The sequence below is a fragment of the Aeromicrobium sp. P5_D10 genome, from assembly GCF_054049535.1.
The window spans coordinates 31,494-49,047 of sequence record NZ_JBFUME010000009.1; the positions used below are offsets into that span (position 1 = coordinate 31,494).

Consider the following 17,554-nt stretch of genomic DNA (forward strand, 5'->3'; position numbering starts at 1 on the left):
CTCATTCGACCGTGACGGACTTGGCGAGGTTACGGGGCTGATCGACGTCATGGCCCAGCTGGCTGGCGAACTCGGCGGCAAAGATCTGCAGAGGCACCGTCGCGACCAGGGGCTGCAGCAGCGTGGGGACCTTCGGGAGACGGATCAGGGTATCGGCGTACGGCACGACGTCGATATCTCCGTCCTCGGCGAGCACGATCGTGCGTGCGCCGCGGGCGCGGATCTCTTGGATCGTGCTGACTGTCTTCTCCTGCAGCTGATCGCGACCCTTGGGCGGCACGATGACGAACACTGGGAGGCCTTCCTCGATCACCGCGATCGGTCCGTGCTTGAGCTCTCCGGCGGCGAAGCCTTCGGCGTGGATGTAGGCCAGCTCTTTGAGCTTGAGCGCACCTTCCAGTGCCACGGGGTAGCCGACGTGACGTCCCAGGAACAGGATCGAGCGCGACCCGGCGAGTTCGGTCGCGAGCTTGCGCATCTTGTCGCCCTCGTCGAGCATCCGCTGGATGCCATCGGGGATCTTGCCGATCTCCTCCAGTATCCCGTCGATCTCGTCGCCGTACTTCATGCCCTTGACCTGGGCGATATAGAGCGCGAGCAGGTAGCAGGCGACGACTTGGGCGAGGAAGCCCTTGGTCGAGGCGACCGCGACCTCCGGGCCGGCATGCGTGTAGATCACGGCATCGGACTCACGCGGGATCGTCGAGCCATTCGTGTTGCAGATCGACAGCACCCGTGCACGCTGTTGGCGGGCGTAGCGGATCGCCATGAGCGTGTCCATGGTCTCCCCGGACTGGCTGATCGTGACGACAAGTGTGCTCTTGTCGAGAATCGGATCGCGGTACCTGAACTCCGATGCCAGCTCGACCTCGCACGGCGTGCGGGTCCAGTGCTCGATCGCGTATTTGGCGACCATCGCAGCGTAGAAGGATGTACCGCACGCGATCACGATGATCTTGTCGACCTCGCGCAGCTCTCCGTCACTGATGCGCATCTCATCGAGCTGCAACATGCCACCTGGTGTGTGGCGGCCCAGCAAGGTGTCGGCGACGGCGCGTGGTTGTTCGTCGATCTCCTTGAGCATGAACCAGTCGTAGCCACCCTTCTCGGCGGCCGAAACATCCCAGTCGACGTGATAGGAGGTGACTTCACCGGGACTGCCGTCGAAATTCGTCACGACGATCGCCTCAGGGGTGATCGTGACGACTTGGTCCTGACCCAGCTCGATGGCCTCACGGGTGAATTCGATGAACGCGGCGACGTCGGATCCGAGGAAGTTCTCGCCCTCACCCCGGCCGACGACGAGCGGGGAGTTGCGACGGGCGCCCACAACGATGTCGGGCTGCTGCGCATCGCAGATCACGAGAGTGAAGGCGCCCTCCAGACGGCGGCACACCACACGGACAGCTTCAGACAGATCCGGAGTGACCTGCAACTGGTCGCGCACCAGATGGGCCACGATCTCGGTGTCGGTCTCCGAGAGCATCTCGTGGCCGGCAGCTTCCAGCTCGGCTCGCAGCACCGCGAAGTTCTCGATGATGCCGTTGTGCACGACGGCGACTCGTCCGGTGTCGTCGAGGTGCGGGTGCGCATTGGCGTCATTGGGCGCGCCGTGGGTCGCCCAGCGCGTGTGACCGATTCCGGTGTTCGCCTCCGGCAACGGATTCTGCTCGAGCTCGGCATCGAGGTTGACCAGTTTGCCCGCCTTCTTGGCCGAGTAGAGCTGACCGTCACCCACGAGCGCGACCCCGCCGGAGTCGTACCCGCGATACTCCAGGCGTCGTAGTCCTCCCATGACAACGTTGAGAGCCGACCGCGGACCGACGTACCCGACAATTCCACACATGCCTCCAAGGGTACAAGCGCACGCCGTGCGAGCCACGATGACGTGCGCCCCAGTCCTCCCGGTACGCGACGGTTTTGGGGGCCGAGTTCAGCGTGTGGACCGTGGACGCGCGAGAATGTCGCCATGACGCGCGACCACTCACCGTATGTCGAGCTGGAGCGAGCTGCGTGGGCCGAGCTCGCCGGAGACGCGCCGCAGCCGCTTAAACCCGATGAGATCGAGCGGGTGCGCGGACTTGGTGACGAACTCGACCTTGAAGAGGTGCGGCAGGTCTACCTGCCGATGACCCAGCTGATCAGCATGCGTGTGCGGCTGGCCGGCGCGCTGTACCAGGCAACTGAACACTTCCTGCGTGCCAAACAATCACGTCGCACTCCCTTCGTGATCGGTATCGCGGGCTCGGTCGCGGTCGGCAAGTCGACGACAGCACGACTCCTGCGCGAGCTATTGGCCCAATCGCCGGATCACCCGGTTGTCGAGCTCGTGACGACCGACGGCTTCTTGTTCCCCAACGCCGAACTCGAGCGTCGCGGCATCCTGGATCGCAAGGGCTTCCCCGAGTCGTACGACCGCAAGGCGCTCTTGCGATTCGTCATGGAGGTCAAGTCGGGCGTCGAGGTCGTGACCGCGCCGGTCTACTCGCACCTGACCTATGACCGCACCGAAGAGGTCGTGACTCTCAAGGCCCCCGACATCGTGATCGTCGAAGGCCTCAACGTGCTCGCGCCGGCCCAGACCCGGGGAGATGGATCGCCAGGACTCGCGGTCAGCGACTTCTTCGACTTCTCGATCTATGTCGACGCCTCCGGAAAGGATCTGCGGCGTTGGTACGTCGAGCGCTTCCTGACCCTGCGCAAGACCGCATTCGCCGATCCGGAGTCATATTTCCACCGCTACAGCGCGTTCAGCGACGAGCAGGCGATCGAACGCGCGAGTACCCTCTGGGACACCATCAACTGGCCGAACCTCAAAGAAAACATCGCCACAACACGCGGGCGTGCCTCCCTCGTGCTGCGCAAGGGGCCTGACCACGCGGTCGACTGGGTCAGGCTGCGCAAGATCTAGCCGTTCGAACGAACGTACTCACCCACCCATCGGACCTGGCGATATCCCAATGTCTCGTTGACCGCGATCATCGGCCCGTTGCTGGCGGCATTGAACGTGTGCACCTCGCGGCGACCAGCCAAGAGATCTGCCGCCTCGTGCATCGCACGTGCCTTGAGGGCGAGACCGAGACCGTGCCCCCGGTGCTCGGCCAGGACAAGGGTGTCCCACTGATAGGCGTTCGTCGGATCGGTGTCGCTGAAGACCAACTGGGTGTGTCCCGCAAGCTCTCCACTGGGCGCTTGCGCTGCAACGACCTGCATCGTGCGGCCCTGGTCGGCCCATAGCTGCTCGTCGGATCTCACCCGTTCGGCGTCGTAGAACTCATTCTCGAGCGCGAACTCTCCCGAAGGCGCCTCCTGCACGATCAACGTCAGAAGATTGGCATACTGCTCGACCCACTTCTGCGGGCACGGTCCACGCCATGTGATCAGGGTGTAGCCGTCGCGGGCCGGGATCGACGGGACATCTGCCGGCAGTGCCAATACGCGATGGGCGTCGACGAGATCGCGGGTGAAGCCGTGCGCCTCCGCAAACGCCGTGTGCGCCGAGCCGTCGGTGCCGAGGTTCCAGGCGACCTCGGCGAACATCGAATGCCGGTCCGCCTCTGTCAGGATCTCGTCGAGGCGGGCGAGCACTGCACTTCCGTGGCCACGGCGTCGATGTTCCGGAGCGATCCGCACGTCGATGTAGCCGAGATCGAGATTGTCGCGCTGCGGTAGTTCTACGTATCCCATGCCCACCACGGCACCAACCTCGTCTCGCGCCACGACACCGCGGATGACGCAATGACGTGGATTCTGCAGCAGCTCTGCGCGCTGCTCCTTGGCACTGTACGGACGGTCCCACTGCTCGTCGTGCCCGGCACGATACGCCGCGTGGTAGTCGGCGAACTGTTTGTCGTCGTTCGGGTCGAGCTGCTCGATTGTGGTCACAATCCGAGGGTATGAGATTCACCGCGCGAGGCGTCGGTCTCATCGGTGTGCGAAGTCGGCAGGTCAAGAAAGGGCAGGTGTTCGGCCCGCACGATGCCAGCGGACACCGTGTACTCGACCAGTCGGGTGCGTCGAGACGTCGCGAGCCTGCCCCCGCCACCATGCAGGCCCTTGACACCGTTCTTGGCAAATTTCTCGCAGACATTGTCGAGTTTGCGGTTGAAGGTCGTGATGGGCACACCGAGACGATCGGCCGCCGCCGCGCTGGACGGCACCTCGGTCGAACCCGTGCCCTTGCGCCGGAGCATCGGCTCGGCGAGTGCCAGCACGAGACGTAACTGTGAAGGCGTCAGCTCGACAGCGCCCAGGGTGGCGTCACCGGAGTCCTCCGGGATCGCAGGAGCTTCAGAGAATGCCGGTTCCTCGCAGGCGATGTCGATCTCGTACGTCGTTTCGCCTGCTGTGAACAAGATCGCCTGGCTCGCCAGAACGACGGGGAGCCGCGAGCCGGGGCCGATCCAGGACTGCAGTGTGCCAGCCTCGCCGCTGACCGTCACCGACAAGCGGGTCCCGACGTTGACAATCCACCAGAAGCCGACGTCATACCGTAGCTCGACGACGCGGCGATGCAGGTAGGCATTGTCCTCGTCGACCACGAGATCACCCTCCCGACCGATCGTGAAGACATCATCAGGACAGATGACGAACTCCTCGCCGCAGAACTCGACCGTCAATGTGCTCATGCGAACACCTCCGGCTCAACGTCTACCACGACGGTCGGGTGGCGTCTTGCCCACCCGACCGTCGCTCGTCCAGACTTAGCGCACCTTCGCTGTGACCGTCCTGCGGGCGTCAGCTGTGCTGGACGTCCCCCGGTAGTCGACGTGGAACGTCCGCTTGCCTGATGGCAGCCCGGTCAGCGTGATCTTGGCGATGCCCTTTTTGAGGGTGACCGTCCGGCTGACGCTCTTGCGCGAGATGGTGATCGTGCCGCTGGGGTGCTTGCCCGTGGCTCGGCGGGTCACGTCGACCGTGAAGGTGACTTTGCCGGTGCCGCTCTTGGAGTGCACCTTCACCTTCGCCTTCGACTTGAGCTTGATAGCCAGACCGTTGACCCTCGTGCCCTCGGCCAGCGCGAAGACCTGGGCGCCGGTCCTGGTGGCGCTGTCGTACCAGCGCGACTCCCACACGTCACCCGCCGGGTCCGCGATGTAGATCTGCGCATCGCCCGGCGTCGAGACGGGAAGGTCGAATCCGCCGGTCGACCAAGTGGAGGTGGACTGGTCATATCCAAGCGGCCCGCCCACAGGCACAGCCGTCACGCGGAGCTTCCTGAGCGGCCTGCCGCTGGTATCGGTCACGATGCCTCGCAGATGTGCCTGGAGGTGATCCAACAGCTGAGCCTTCAGTATTGTGGCACCGCCGCTTTTCACAGCGACCCCACTGGGAGTACCCCCGTCCGGCCCGGAGACGGCCTCGTCATAGCACTCGGTACGGTACTTCGACGTCGTGTCGCGGTAGCAGACGGTGTAGGTGCCGGCCGGCAGGCCGGGGAAACGATAAGTCCCGCTGGAACTGACTCCTCGATCGTCGTCGTACCTGCTCATCTGGAGGTTCTCGATCAGATCCTTATCAGGACCGTCGACGATCTCTGCCCGAATCGATGTCGGGGACGCACCATCAGTTCGGGTGACCTTGCCGGTGATCGATGCGGCAGGCTTAAGGGTCACATTGCGAGTGACGGTACGCGACGTGTTGCCCATGAACTCTCGATAGGCCGTGACCGCACGAGCCTTCGGGTCACTCACGACGACGTGGTCGTACCACCAGGTCGTGTCGCTGCCGCGAGGACGGGTGAGTGAATAGCGGCCGACGCTGTTAGTCGTGACCGTCTTGTACCGCTCGAACGCATCGCCGCTGTCGCCGTCGCGACGCACCAAGGTCACCTTGGCCCCAGCAAGAGGGACGCCGGCCACGGTGACCACGCCCTTCACAGTGCCGCTCGGCACGGAATATGCCGCGGCTGGCGCGGAGATCAGGCCCATGCAGACGATAGGTGCCGCCAACAATCCGATGAACAGGCGGATACTGCGATGGTGCTGAGTCATGGTGTACCTCCGAGAATTCGTTTCTGACGTGCATCACCAGCGACAGTAGGCGGCGACCGACACGGCGTCGATGGGTAGAGGTCCCCTGCACGTGCAGCACTCGCCGCACGGGTTCGCCCGGCCGTGATCAGCTAGTGTCGATCCGTGCCAGCACGTCGCTCTCCCGCCCCCGAGCTGGACGGCCTCACCTTCGTCCGGCTCATCGGGCGAGGTGGCTTTGCCGACGTGCACCTCTACCGGCAAGACATCCCGGCCCGTGAGGTCGCGGTCAAGGTCTTGCACCAGGTCGTCGACGAGGACGCCGACATCGACTTCTTCCACGCCGAGGCCAACGTCATGGCTCAGTTGTCCGGGCATCCCTCAATCGTCCCGATCTTCCAGGCCGACGTGAGTCCGGACGGACGTCCGTACATCGTGATGGAGTACTGCCCGGCCCCCAACCTGGCCGAGCGCTACCGAGTAGAGGAGATCCCTCTTGCAGACGTCCTCGAAGTGGGCATCAAGATCTCAGCAGCCGTCGAGACCGCCCATCGGGCCGGCATTCTGCATCGCGACATCAAGCCGCACAACATCTTGACCAATGCCTACGGCGCCCCGCTGCTGACCGACTTCGGGATCGCATCGACCGCTGATGACACCCACACTTTGGAAAACAGCCTCTCGGTGCCATGGGCTCCGCCCGAAGCGTTCCAGGGCACCGCAGCCAAGGACGTCCGCAGCGATGTGTACGCGCTGGGCGCAACCGTCTACAGCCTGCTCGCGCGCCGTTCGCCCTACCACCGCGACGGTCAGGCGAACGACGGTATCGCGATGGGTATACGCATCTCGACCGAGCCGCTGCGACCCACGGGGCGAGCCGACGTCCCACCGACCCTTGAGCACGTGTTGCTCCGCGCGATGGCCAAGTCCGTTCACGACCGGTACACGTCGGCGTTCGACTTCGCGCAAGCTCTGCAGCAAGAGCAGATCGACCTGGGTCTGCCTCCAACGCGGATCGAGGTGCTCGACTCGTCCGCCGGAGCCGCGCTTCCTGCACAGGTCCCCAATGACCTCACGGCGGTCCGCTCGTTCACTTTGACCGTTCCCGAAGGCGTGCCGAACGTCGGCACCCGCCTGCATCCCCGCGCCCAGTCGGCCGATCCCCCCTCGGCGCAGCCGAAGGCACGGCGGCAATCATCGGTACGAAAACGATTTGCGCTTGGCGCCGTAGCAGTCCTCGCGGTCGTCGCCGTCGTCGCGAGCGCCTTCGTCTTCTTGCCGTTCGGTGAAGACCCGCCCCCCGATGACGGGCCGCTGCCCGGTGTCGTCGGCGCGACCTACGACAGCCCGGGCTGCACCGAGGAGTACATCCTGCAGCTCACCCGAGGCAACCCCAGCGGCTTCGCGAAGCGAATCAACGAGGCAGCTGAGCTGGTCCCAGACGTGAAATACCTCCGCGGCTCAGACACTTGTGCCACGTACGAGCCGGTCAACCGCAGCGGACAGCCCTACTACCTCGCCTGGACCGGCCCTTACGCCACCCTCAAGGACGTGTGCGCTGCCCGTATCGATGCAGGCATCGGTCAGGCGATCCCTCATCTGCTCGATGCCGACCAGCGGGGACGTAGCTTCTGCATGTGCCTGGAGTCCGTCGGGGACCTCCCCGTCCTCGACAGTTCAATCGACCCGGCCTTCGACGAGCAGCTCCTGATCAACGAACTGCAGCAGATCCTGCTGATCCGCGGCTACATCGCCGAGCCTCAGTCCGACGAGGGCATCGGCATCATGACGCAACCATTCGACGAGATGACGACCGCTGCGCTCAAGACCTACCAGATCGACCGAGGCATCGAGCCCGACGGCCGCACCGGTTCTGCTACCTGGAGCGCCCTCAAAGCCGAGAAGTACGACAGCGGCCGAGCCGTGTGTCCTAGGTGACGAGACCGGCACGCAGTCGAGTTCAGAGCGCGAGGGTCGAGCGCACGACTGCTGCGAGGTGCTGCGCAACGCCGGCAGCTTCTTCGTGGGTGCCAGCTTCGACCATGACCCGTACGAGCGGTTCGGTGCCGGACTGTCGCAACAGGACACGCCCGGAGTCGCCGAGTCGAGCCGTCGCGATCGCGACCTCGCCCAGCAGAGTCGGGTCGGTGTCGGCGCGGGACTTGTCGACTCCCGGGACATTGACCAGCACCTGAGGCAGCCGAGTCATGACGGCGGCCAGCTCGGAGAGCTTCGAACCTGTTTCGCGCATTCGAGCGGCCAGATGAACCGCGGTGAGCACACCATCGCCGGTCGTGGCGTAGTCGCCCATGATGACGTGGCCAGACTGCTCGCCACCGAGATTGAATCCGCCGGTGCGCATAGCCTCGAGGACGTAACGGTCGCCGACCGCCGTTTGGATGACGGTGATCCCCGCACTCTGCATTGCATGGACGAAGCCCAGATTGCTCATGACCGTGGCCACGACAGTGTCCTCGGTCAGCCGTCCGGCATCGCGCGCGGCCAGCGCGAGCATTGCCAGGATGTGATCGCCGTCGACCACTTCGCCGGTTTGGTCGACGGCAAGGCACCGGTCGGCGTCGCCGTCGAATGCGAAGCCTGCATCGGCACCATGATCGAGTACGGCCTTCTGCAGATCGTCCAGATGGGTCGAACCACAGTTCTCGTTGATATTGAGACCATCGGGCTCGGCGTGGATCGTGATCACGTCCGCACCAAGCTGTTCGAAAACGGTCGGCCCGACCTCGTGCGCGGCACCATTGGCACAGTCGAGCACGATCTTGAGGCCTTCAAGGCGTCGGGGCGATGACTCGATCAGATGCTTGGTGTACGCCGCGACGCCCGCATGGCTGTCGCCGATTCGACCGACCCCGGCACCCGTCGGGCGGTCCCAAGGTTCCTGGAGCCGATTCTCGATCTGGAGCTCGAGATCATCGTCGAGCTTGAGACCGCCGCGGGCGAGGAATTTAATGCCGTTGTCAGGCATCGCATTGTGGCTCGCCGAAATCATGACGCCCATGTCCGCCTTGAGAAACGACGTCAGATAGGCGGCTCCCGGCGTAGGGACAACACCGAGTCGGTGCACATCGACGCCGGCAGAAGCAAGACCCGCGACCACCGCGGCCTCCAGGAATTCACCTGAGGCGCGGGGATCGCGGGCCACGACTGCGGTAGGACGCTGATCGGCGAAAGCACCCACCTCGCCGAGGATGTGGGCCGCCGCGACCGAGAGGTCAACGGCGAGCTCTGCGGTCAGATCACGATTCGCGAGCCCGCGAACGCCATCAGTACCAAAGATGCGGCCCACGAAGGATCAGCGCTTGCTGTACTGCGGAGCCTTACGAGCCTTCTTGAGACCAGCCTTCTTGCGCTCCTTGATACGCGAGTCGCGCGTCAGGAGTCCGGCCTTCTTGAGGACCGGCCGGTTGGCCTCTTCGTCGATCTGGTTAAGCGACCGAGCCACGCCGAGACGCAGAGCGCCGGCCTGACCGGTCATGCCGCCACCCGTCACGCGGGCGATGACGTCGAAACGGTCCTGCAGACCGGTCTCGGCGAAGGCTTCCTTGGCAATCTGCTGGTGCAGCTTGTTGGGGAGGTACTCCTCGAGCGGCTTGCCGTTGACAGTCCACACGCCGGTGCCAGGAACGATGCGAACACGCGCGATGGCCTCCTTGCGGCGACCTGTCGCAGCACCCGGAGCGATCGTCGCGGGCTTGCTGGAGGTCTCGGATGCACCAGCGGACTCCGAGGTGTACGCGACACCTTCGGCGTTGGTCTCGAACTCGGTCTCTTCGATGGTGGCGGTCTCAGCCATGTTTGCGCTTACCTACTCTGATCGGGAAAGTTTTACTGGGAGATCTGAGTGATCTCGAACGGCTGGGGCTTCTGGGCGGTGTGCGGGTGCTCAGGACCGGAGTAGACCTTGAGCTTGGTGATCAGCTGATCGCCCAGACGGTTCTTGGGAAGCATGCCGCGGACCGACTTCTCGATCGCCTTGCGTGCATCCTTTTCGAGCAGGTCGCCGTAGGCGATGGACTTGAGTCCACCCGGGTATCCGCTGTGACGGTAGGCAAGCTTGTCGGTGCGCTTGTTGCCCGACAGTGCCACCTTCTCCGCGTTGACGATGACGACGAAGTCGCCGCCGTCGACATGCGGCGCATAGGTCGGCTTGTGCTTGCCGCGCAGCAGCGTCGCAGCCTGGACGGCGAGACGGCCCAGAACGATGTCCTGAGCGTCGATGACGTGCCACTGACGGGTGATGTCAGACGGCTTGGGGCTGAACGTGCGCACGGCGTGACCTTCTCGTTCTTCGGTGGGGGTACGACTCTTCAATCAAACTCTGTGGTCGTCGCGGCCCACGGCATGAGCCGATGGGCACAACGACACACTAGGTTAACCGGCTGGAGTGGCCCGGGTCAAAACGAGTCCGTCACCTGGACCCCCTTGGTGCGCCACGTCACGTACCGAGCTACGTTGTCTAGTGGTCCGCACCATCTTCGTGGGCCCGATTGGCACGTCACAGGAGACCCATCGTGACCGAAAAACAGACCCTGACCGTCCGCGACAACCGCACAGGCGTTGAGTACGAGCTTCCCATCACCGATGGAACCGTACGAGCTGGTGACCTTGGCAAGATCGGAAAGACCGAGGACGATCCCGGTCTCGCTGTCTACGATCCCGGGTTCACCAACACCGCCTCGACCCGCAGCGCCGTCACGTATATCGACGGCGACAAGGGCATCCTCGAATATCGCGGCTACCCCATCGAGCAGCTGGCCGAGAAGTCGACCTTCCTCGAAGTCTCGTACTTGCTGATCTACGGTGAACTGCCGACCAAGGAACAGTACGAGCAGTGGGTGCACGAGATCACGTTCCACACGTTCGTGCACGAGAACGTCAAGTCCCTCATGCAGGGCTTCCGATACGACGCCCACCCGATGGGCATGCTGATGTCGTCGGTCGGCGCGCTGTCGACGTTCTATCCCGAAGCCCGCAATGTCAGCGATCCGCAGGTGCGCCACGACCAGATCGTGCGCATGATCGCCAAGATGCCGACCCTCGGTGCCTGGTCGTTCCGGCACGCGCAGGGCAAGCCTTACGTCTACCCCGATAACGATCTGAACTACACCGAGAACTTCCTGTCGATGTTGTTCAAGATGTCGGAGCAGACGTATGCCCCTGATCCTCGCTTGGTCAAAGCACTCGATGTCCTGTTGATCCTGCACGCCGATCACGAGCAGAACTGTTCGACGAACGCCGTGCGCTCGATCGGTTCGAGCCAGGTCGACCCGTACTCGGCCGTGTCGGGCGGCATCGCTGCCCTCTACGGACCGCTCCACGGCGGGGCGAACGAGGCAGTCCTCAAGATGCTGCGCCGGATCGGCACGAAGGACAAGATCCCCGAGTTCATCGAAGGCGTCAAGAACGGCGACGAGAAGCTCATGGGCTTTGGTCACCGCGTCTACAAGAACTTCGATCCGCGTGCCACGATCATCAAAAAGGCCTGTGACGACGTCTTCGAGGTCACGGGCGTCAACCCGCTGCTCGAGATCGCACAGGAGCTGGAGAAGATCGCACTCGAGGACGAATACTTCGTCAAGCGCAAGCTGTACCCGAACGTCGACTTCTACTCGGGTCTGATCTACGAAGCATTGCAGTTCCCGCCGGAGATGTTCACGGTGTTGTTCGCAATCGGCCGCACACCGGGCTGGTTGGCCCAGTGGAATGAGCTGGTCGACGACAAGGAGCAGAAGATCGCTCGACCCAAGCAGATCTACACCGGCGACCGTGAACTCACCTTCGTCGCCAAAGAAGATCGCTGGGCGTAACTCCTCCGCCAAGCGTCATGGCAATCCGCGAGGGCCTGGATCCGGTACTGCATCGGATCCAGGCCCTCGTGGTTTCTGCGCCGGATCACTCGTCGCAGAAACCTTCGATCTTGACCCGCGTGTACTTGCTGAATCCGGTCTTGTAGGAGCCGGTCGTGGGCATCTTGGCCTTGTAGTAGCGCGTTCTGGACGAAGTCGGTCTGTCGAGGAAGGTGAACCGTCCAGAAGACCTGACCCGTGCCTTACCCTCGACGACACCGTGTCCGCCGACAAACTTCTTGTAGATCGTGACGTACTTGCCGGCGCGTATCGGGCGGACCGTTCCGGTGATCTTGATCGTCAGCTTGGCTTCACCGCCCTGAGGCCCGAGGTCCTCACAACGGTCACCCACCGGGGTCGGATAGCGATAGTAGACGGTGCTCGGCGCTTTGATGGTCACAGCGAACTTCTTGGTTGCGGCCTCCACCGGGCCGGGCAGGGTGATCAGGAGAGCTGAGGCGGCCATCGCAGCGAGTAGCTTGCGCATGAGAAACTCCTTGTCGTACCGGGAAGCCGGTCAACCAAAGTTACACCTGCGCCCGAGTCGTGTCAGCGTCTCGCATCAACCCGACCAGCACACCGCGACCCAGACACAGTCAGACGATATCGTGGCGGCGTGCGGTTGCGACTTGATCTTTCCTATGACGGTTCAGCGTTCCGTGGTTGGGCGACTCAACCAGGCCTACGGACCGTGCAAGGCGAGATCGAGGCGGCGATCGCCACGATTCTGCGCCTGGAGTCGGTCCCCCAGCTGACATGCGCCGGTCGGACCGACGCCGGGGTCCACGCTCGCGGTCAGGTCGCGCACGTCGACCTTCAGGACGTCGATCCGCCGGTTCTCGAACGTCGCCTGAGACGACTGCTGCCCCCCGACATCTCACTGCGCGGCCTGAGCCTCGCGCCAGAAGGCTTCGACGCCCGTTTCGCGGCTCTGGAACGTCGCTACTTATATCGAATCTGCGACACAGCTGCCGGCCCCGACCCGCTCGACCGGTACCACCAGGTCGCCTGGCCCCGGCTGCTCGACGTCGACGCGATGAACGCCGCCGCGGAGCATCTGCTGGGCGAGCACGATTTCGCCTCCTTCTGCAAGAAGCGTGAGGGAGCCACCACGATCCGCACTCTGCTGGAGCTTCACGTGGTTCGCCGGAACGATCTGGTCGAGACGACGGTCCGCGCCGACGCGTTCTGCCACTCCATGGTCCGGGCCCTCATGGGCGCTCTCACGGCCGTCGGCGAGGGCCGATTCGAACCCGCCTGGGCCGACGAGGTTCTCCAGGCGGCGACCCGCAATGCACGGGTCACCGTGATGCCCCCGCACGGGCTCGTGCTCGAGGAGGTCGTCTATCCCGACGCGTCGGGTCTGGCTGCTCGTGCCGTGGAATCTCGCCGCAGACGCGATCAAGTCGGCGTGTCCGAGATGCATCTCGACTGAGTCCGGGAAACACTTGGTCCTATGTCGATCAGCTGGGATGACGTCGTCGCATACGCCGTGACGCTGCCCGAAGTCGTTGAATCGACGTCCTATCGCACCCCATCGCTCAAGGTGGCCGGCACATTGCTGGGGCGTCTGCGCACCGAGAGCGAGGGCGGGCTCGCCCTGAAGTGCTCTGCCGATGACAAAGCCACTCTGCTCGCCGGGACCGATCCCGCGTTCTACACAACCTCGCACTACGACGGTCACAACTACATTCTGATCAACCTCGATGCGGTCGACCGCCAAGAGCTGTTCGAACTCATCGCCGACGCCTGGCGTATCGCGGCACCTGCCAGGCTTCGCAAGGAGCATTCCCCCTGATGACACACTGATGACATGTCGGTCATCGCGTCAATCCTCGCCGCCGTCGCTCTTGCGACCTCACCTGTGACGCTCCCGCCCACCCCGGCCAAGGCCGACTATCAACTGGGCGGCGCCTACCGACCAGCCGCGAACGTGAAGATCGTGGTGCGGGATCGGACCGATCCGCCGGCCGCCGGCCGGTATTCGGTCTGCTACGTCAACTCGTTCCAGACCCAGCCCGGGCGACTCAACTGGTGGAAGAAGAAGCACCCGAAGCTCCTGCTCCGCGACAAGTCCGGACGTCTGGTCCGCGATCGCAATTGGCCCGATGAGGTCCTCCTCGACATCCGGACGACCAAGAAGCGAGACGCGCTCGCAGCGATCAACCGCACGTGGTTTGAGCGGTGCCGTCGCGACGGATTCCAAGCTGTCGAGCCCGACAACCTGGACTCGTGGACCAGATCTCGCAAACTCATCAAGAAGTCTCACGCAGTCGGCTACGCCAAGCGACTGGTTCGCGAGGCCCACCGGAGCAAGCTCGCGATAGCGCAGAAGAACTCGCCGCAACTCAGCCACCGGCGTATCGGCTTCGACTTCGCCGTCGCCGAGGACTGCGAGGTGTACCGCGAATGCGGCAAGTACACCAAGGTGTACGGCACCCAGCTGATCGAGATCGAGTACTCCGACAACGGCCGCTCCTCGTTCAAACGAGCCTGTGCTGCACGGCGAGGCAAAGCATCCATCGTCCTGCGTGACCGTGATGTCCTAAGGCGCGGATCCAAGGGATACGTCTTCCAGACCTGCTGAGACACTGGAGCCGTGTCAGAGCACTATTTCGACGGATCGCCCACCAGCCCTGATCGACGGCGCGACGTCTCGGCCCGTATCTGGGGACGCGAGCTGACATTCACGACCTCGTCGGGGGTGTTCTCCCACGACGGGCTCGACAAGGCGACCGCAGTGCTCCTGCGCAACAGCACGCCGCCCGCCTCTGGAACAGTTCTCGACATCGGGTGCGGCTGGGGCCCCATAGCGTGTTCACTCGCGCTGTCCGGCGCGACGGTATGGGCTGTCGACACCAATCAACGTGCACTCGACCTGACCCGCGTCAATGCAGAACGACTCGGCCTGTCGGTACAGGCCGTGCTTCCCGATGAAGTGCCCGCCGATGTGATTTTCGACCAGATCTGGTCGAATCCCCCGATCCGGATCGGTAAGCAGCCCTTGCACGATCTTCTCCTGCGCTGGCTCCCCCGCCTCGCACCCGACGGGGTCGCCCGCCTGGTGGTCGGCAAGAACCTCGGCGCAGACTCGCTGCAACGCTGGCTCGTCGACCAGGGGTGGCCAACCCGACGCGCCGACAGCGAGAAGGGTTTCCGGATCCTCGAAGTGCGCCGAGGCACCTGACCCCAAGTCCTCGGGCGGTGCATCGGCGTCCACTTTGGCCGGCAATGTGGACGCTGGTGCACCGCCCCAGGAGGGGGTGGGGTTACTTGACCTTGATCTTGCGGTACGACGAGTAGGCGCCCGAGATGTAGCCATTGCCTTGGTACAGCACCCGGATCTTGTGGGTGCCCTTCTTGAGCTTGGGCAGCCGGATACTCTTCTTGCCCTTACCCGAACTCGACAGCTTCGTGATCAGGATCCGCTTCTTGCCGTCGTAGATCCGCAGTGTGCCAGTCGGGCTCGCGAACAGATTCGGCCGCTCGGTCACGGTAACTCGCAACTTGGCTCGCTTCTTCTTGCTGACCGACTTGGGCAGTTTGGTCCCGACTTTAGCGGTCAGCTTGCGGATCGTGACGGTCCTGCGCGGCGAGGACGCCTTTGCGGTGATTCCATTGCCGAGGTAGGCCGCACGGACCGCATAGCTGCCCGGCTTCAAGGCCCGGCCCGAGATGCGGATGCGGGCAACGCCACTGACCACATTGCCGGTCCCGAGAACCTGACCGCTGTCGGTGCGAATCTGCACCGGTCCGCTTGCAGCACCGGCCACCGTGGCGCTGAGAGTGTAGTTCGAGCCGTAACGGGGCGTGGTCACAGCGAGGCTGACTGCGGGCCCGGCCGCAATCGCGCCGGTCGGGCCGGAGAGGTTGGTCAGCTTGGCAAATGCCGCGGTCGACGGGGCGATCGTCACGGTGACGGACTTACCGGCATCGGCGAGGGTCGGCCAGTAGACGCTACCAGTGCCCTTGACAGCTCCGTTGACCCTCCAGACGTATTTCGGGGTCGGTGTACGCACCCAGGCGCCGAGCGAGGTTCTGAGCGGTTCGCCGATCGTCAGAGAGCCGCTGATGACCGGTGCTGTGAGCGGCGCCTGCACTCGACTCAGATCAAGCAGTCCACGCCCACACCACTTGCGTCCCGGCGACGTGCAGTTGAGGTCGTACCGATATCCCTGGACATTCTTCCTGGCATACACGGGGTTGCGTGCCCGGAAGGGCGACACCGAGGCGTACAGCGCATTGGTCAACTCATTCGGCGAATTGAATCCTAGACGGTGGAGCAGCGCGGCGGCACCGGCCACCTGCGGGGCCGCCATGCTGGTGCCTTGCGAGCGGCCGACGCTGTGCGCGCCGGGCACGGTCTTGCCTAGATTGCTCAGCGACACGATTTGGTCAGACGGGCCCTCCACCCACGGATCTCCACCGGGCGCCGAGAGATCGACGGTCGATCCGATGTTGGAGTAGATGGCGCTGAATCCCTTGGAACTGGTCGCGCCGACTGAGACGAAACCGCCACACGAGGCCGGCACCACCCGATTGGCATTGTCACCGTCATTGCCTGCGGCAGCGATGAAGATTGCACCGCGCGCGTTTCCGGCACTCGCCGCAGCACTGTAGGCCCGGCAGGCGGAGGCCCGTCCCGCCGACGACATCGGCGGGCCAGCCAGCGACATGTTGACGATCTTGGCCTTGTTCGGATTGGCGACCCCGTCGACCGTGGCGCCGGAGGCCCAGGCCATCGCCGCGAGAATATCGCTGTCCCAGCCGCCGCACTTGCCCAGTGCACGGACCGGCAGGATCGATGCCCCCGGGGCCACTCCGGCAATGCCGATTCCGTTATTTGTCTCTGCTGCGATCTGTCCCGCGACGAATGTGCCGTGCCATGAACTGGGACTGGCTCGAGGGTCGCCGCACTCACCCGCGTTGTACCAGTCGCCCTGGTCAGAGGGGTCGGAATCGCGACCATTGTTATCGCGCGATATCGCGGGATCGGTGATCATGTCTCGACCCGGGAGTAGTTTGCCGGCCAGGTCCAGGTCCGGGTGTCCGGCCAGAATGCCGGAGTCGATCACGGCGACGACAGTGCTCGCACTGCCCTCAGTCTTGCGCCACAGCGAAGGCGCCTTGATGCTGTAGCCGCCGAACGGCGTGCTGATCGTGTCCCACAGATTGCGCTGGTTTCCGAAGTACTGGTCGTTCTTCGAGACCGGCGGAGCCGCCTGCGCGCGGACCATGCGATTGGGAGTCGCCCAGACAACATCGCTGCGTTCGGCGATAGCGTCGGCAACCTCTTGTGCGGTCTCACCAGACACGACCTGATCGAAGTCGACTGTGGCGACCTTCGTTGACAATTTCGAATCGTCTTCGACGTCGGCGTCTGTGCCCAGCGCCTTGTCGGTCGCTGCGAGCAGACCCTCGGTCGGCGTCGCAGTCGTCGTCTTGACGATCAAACCTCTGGCCACATCAGGCACCTCATCGACGGGTACTTCGACGGGCGGAACCAGCTTGGCCGGTGCGATCGGCGGAGGCTGAGCTTCGTCCGCAGAAGCACTGAGCCCGGTCAATGACAGCGCGAGAGCGCTGGAGACCAGCACGGTCAAGGAACGACGAACCTTCAGCACGGATGATCCCCACGATTCGGAGGCGTGCTACCGGTGCACCACGCTCAGACGCAAAAATATCACTCCGTCGAGACAGCAGAACGCCCGCCAC

General features: G+C 63.9%; 16 protein-coding genes. 7 read left to right on the forward strand and 9 right to left on the reverse strand.

Annotated features, from left to right (window positions below; genetic code table 11):
* Position 1 precedes the first annotated feature (1 nt).
* Positions 2-1,846 carry a glutamine--fructose-6-phosphate transaminase (isomerizing) gene (glmS, locus tag ACXJKC_RS17215; protein WP_456697975.1) on the reverse strand — a complete coding sequence of 615 codons (1,845 nt, stop codon included), beginning with the start codon at positions 1,844-1,846 and terminating at the stop codon, positions 2-4.
* A gap of 123 nt (positions 1,847-1,969) precedes the next feature.
* On the opposite strand from glmS, the gene coaA reads away from it, so the two are divergent.
* Positions 1,970-2,911, forward strand: coding sequence for a type I pantothenate kinase (gene coaA / locus ACXJKC_RS17220; RefSeq protein WP_456697976.1), 942 nt, complete (start codon positions 1,970-1,972; stop codon positions 2,909-2,911).
* Here coaA and ACXJKC_RS17225 read toward each other — a convergent pair.
* From ACXJKC_RS17225 to ACXJKC_RS17235, 3 genes are all read right to left on the reverse strand, one after another.
* Positions 2,908-3,885: a GNAT family N-acetyltransferase gene (locus ACXJKC_RS17225; protein ID WP_456697977.1), complete on the reverse strand. Its 978-nt coding sequence runs from the start codon at positions 3,883-3,885 to the stop codon at positions 2,908-2,910. The two genes, coaA and ACXJKC_RS17225, sit on opposite strands and share 4 nt — an antisense overlap.
* Complete coding sequence (locus tag ACXJKC_RS17230) at positions 3,882-4,628, reverse strand: hypothetical protein (RefSeq protein ID WP_456697978.1); 747 nt, start codon at positions 4,626-4,628, stop codon at positions 3,882-3,884. Before ACXJKC_RS17230 ends, ACXJKC_RS17225 begins: the two co-directional genes overlap by 4 nt.
* Positions 4,629-4,703: 75 nt before the next feature.
* Positions 4,704-5,993, reverse strand: a complete 1,290-nt coding sequence (locus ACXJKC_RS17235; RefSeq protein ID WP_456697979.1) for an Ig-like domain repeat protein — start codon at positions 5,991-5,993, stop codon at positions 4,704-4,706.
* A 144-nt stretch (positions 5,994-6,137) separates the two neighbouring features.
* Here ACXJKC_RS17235 and ACXJKC_RS17240 point away from each other — a divergent pair, with 144 nt between their 5' ends.
* Positions 6,138-7,910 (forward strand): serine/threonine-protein kinase, encoded by a 1,773-nt coding sequence (locus ACXJKC_RS17240; protein ID WP_456697980.1) that lies wholly within the window; start codon positions 6,138-6,140, stop codon positions 7,908-7,910.
* Between the two features lie 22 nt (positions 7,911-7,932).
* Here the strand turns inward: ACXJKC_RS17240 and glmM are convergent, their stop codons facing one another.
* From glmM to rplM, 3 genes are read right to left on the reverse strand one after another with little or no spacing between them, the layout of a single operon-like run.
* Positions 7,933-9,279 carry a phosphoglucosamine mutase gene (gene glmM / locus ACXJKC_RS17245; protein ID WP_456697981.1) on the reverse strand — a complete coding sequence of 449 codons (1,347 nt, stop codon included), beginning with the start codon at positions 9,277-9,279 and terminating at the stop codon, positions 7,933-7,935.
* Positions 9,280-9,285: 6 nt separating this feature from the next.
* The gene (gene rpsI, locus ACXJKC_RS17250) at positions 9,286-9,786 is read right to left on the reverse strand and encodes a 30S ribosomal protein S9 (protein ID WP_456697982.1); all 501 of its coding nucleotides are present in this window, start codon (positions 9,784-9,786) and stop codon (positions 9,286-9,288) included.
* Positions 9,787-9,818: 32 nt separating this feature from the next.
* Entirely contained in the window at positions 9,819-10,262 is a 444-nt protein-coding gene (gene rplM, locus ACXJKC_RS17255) for a 50S ribosomal protein L13 (RefSeq protein WP_456697983.1), read from the reverse strand.
* Between the two features lie 242 nt (positions 10,263-10,504).
* On the opposite strand from rplM, the gene ACXJKC_RS17260 reads away from it, so the two are divergent.
* Complete coding sequence (locus ACXJKC_RS17260) at positions 10,505-11,800, forward strand: citrate synthase (RefSeq protein ID WP_456697984.1); 1,296 nt, start codon at positions 10,505-10,507, stop codon at positions 11,798-11,800.
* A gap of 85 nt (positions 11,801-11,885) precedes the next feature.
* Here the strand turns inward: ACXJKC_RS17260 and ACXJKC_RS17265 are convergent, their stop codons facing one another.
* Entirely contained in the window at positions 11,886-12,326 is a 441-nt protein-coding gene (locus ACXJKC_RS17265; protein WP_456697985.1) for a hypothetical protein, read from the reverse strand.
* A gap of 129 nt (positions 12,327-12,455) precedes the next feature.
* On the opposite strand from ACXJKC_RS17265, the gene truA reads away from it, so the two are divergent.
* The 4 genes from truA to ACXJKC_RS17285 are packed head-to-tail and all read left to right on the forward strand — an operon-like array spanning position 12,456 to position 15,026.
* On the forward strand, positions 12,456-13,274 hold the full coding sequence (gene truA / locus ACXJKC_RS17270; protein WP_456697986.1) for a tRNA pseudouridine(38-40) synthase TruA: 819 nt from the start codon (positions 12,456-12,458) through the stop codon (positions 13,272-13,274).
* Positions 13,275-13,295: 21 nt separating this feature from the next.
* Positions 13,296-13,637 carry an MmcQ/YjbR family DNA-binding protein gene (locus ACXJKC_RS17275; protein ID WP_456697987.1) on the forward strand — a complete coding sequence of 114 codons (342 nt, stop codon included), beginning with the start codon at positions 13,296-13,298 and terminating at the stop codon, positions 13,635-13,637.
* 15 nt (positions 13,638-13,652) lie between these two features.
* Positions 13,653-14,426 carry an endo alpha-1,4 polygalactosaminidase gene (locus ACXJKC_RS17280; protein WP_456697988.1) on the forward strand — a complete coding sequence of 258 codons (774 nt, stop codon included), beginning with the start codon at positions 13,653-13,655 and terminating at the stop codon, positions 14,424-14,426.
* Between the two features lie 12 nt (positions 14,427-14,438).
* Complete coding sequence (locus ACXJKC_RS17285; protein WP_456697989.1) at positions 14,439-15,026, forward strand: class I SAM-dependent methyltransferase; 588 nt, start codon at positions 14,439-14,441, stop codon at positions 15,024-15,026.
* Between the two features lie 82 nt (positions 15,027-15,108).
* Here ACXJKC_RS17285 and ACXJKC_RS17290 read toward each other — a convergent pair whose 3' ends face one another.
* Complete coding sequence (locus ACXJKC_RS17290) at positions 15,109-17,463, reverse strand: S8 family serine peptidase (RefSeq protein WP_456697990.1); 2,355 nt, start codon at positions 17,461-17,463, stop codon at positions 15,109-15,111.
* Positions 17,464-17,554 lie beyond the last annotated feature (91 nt).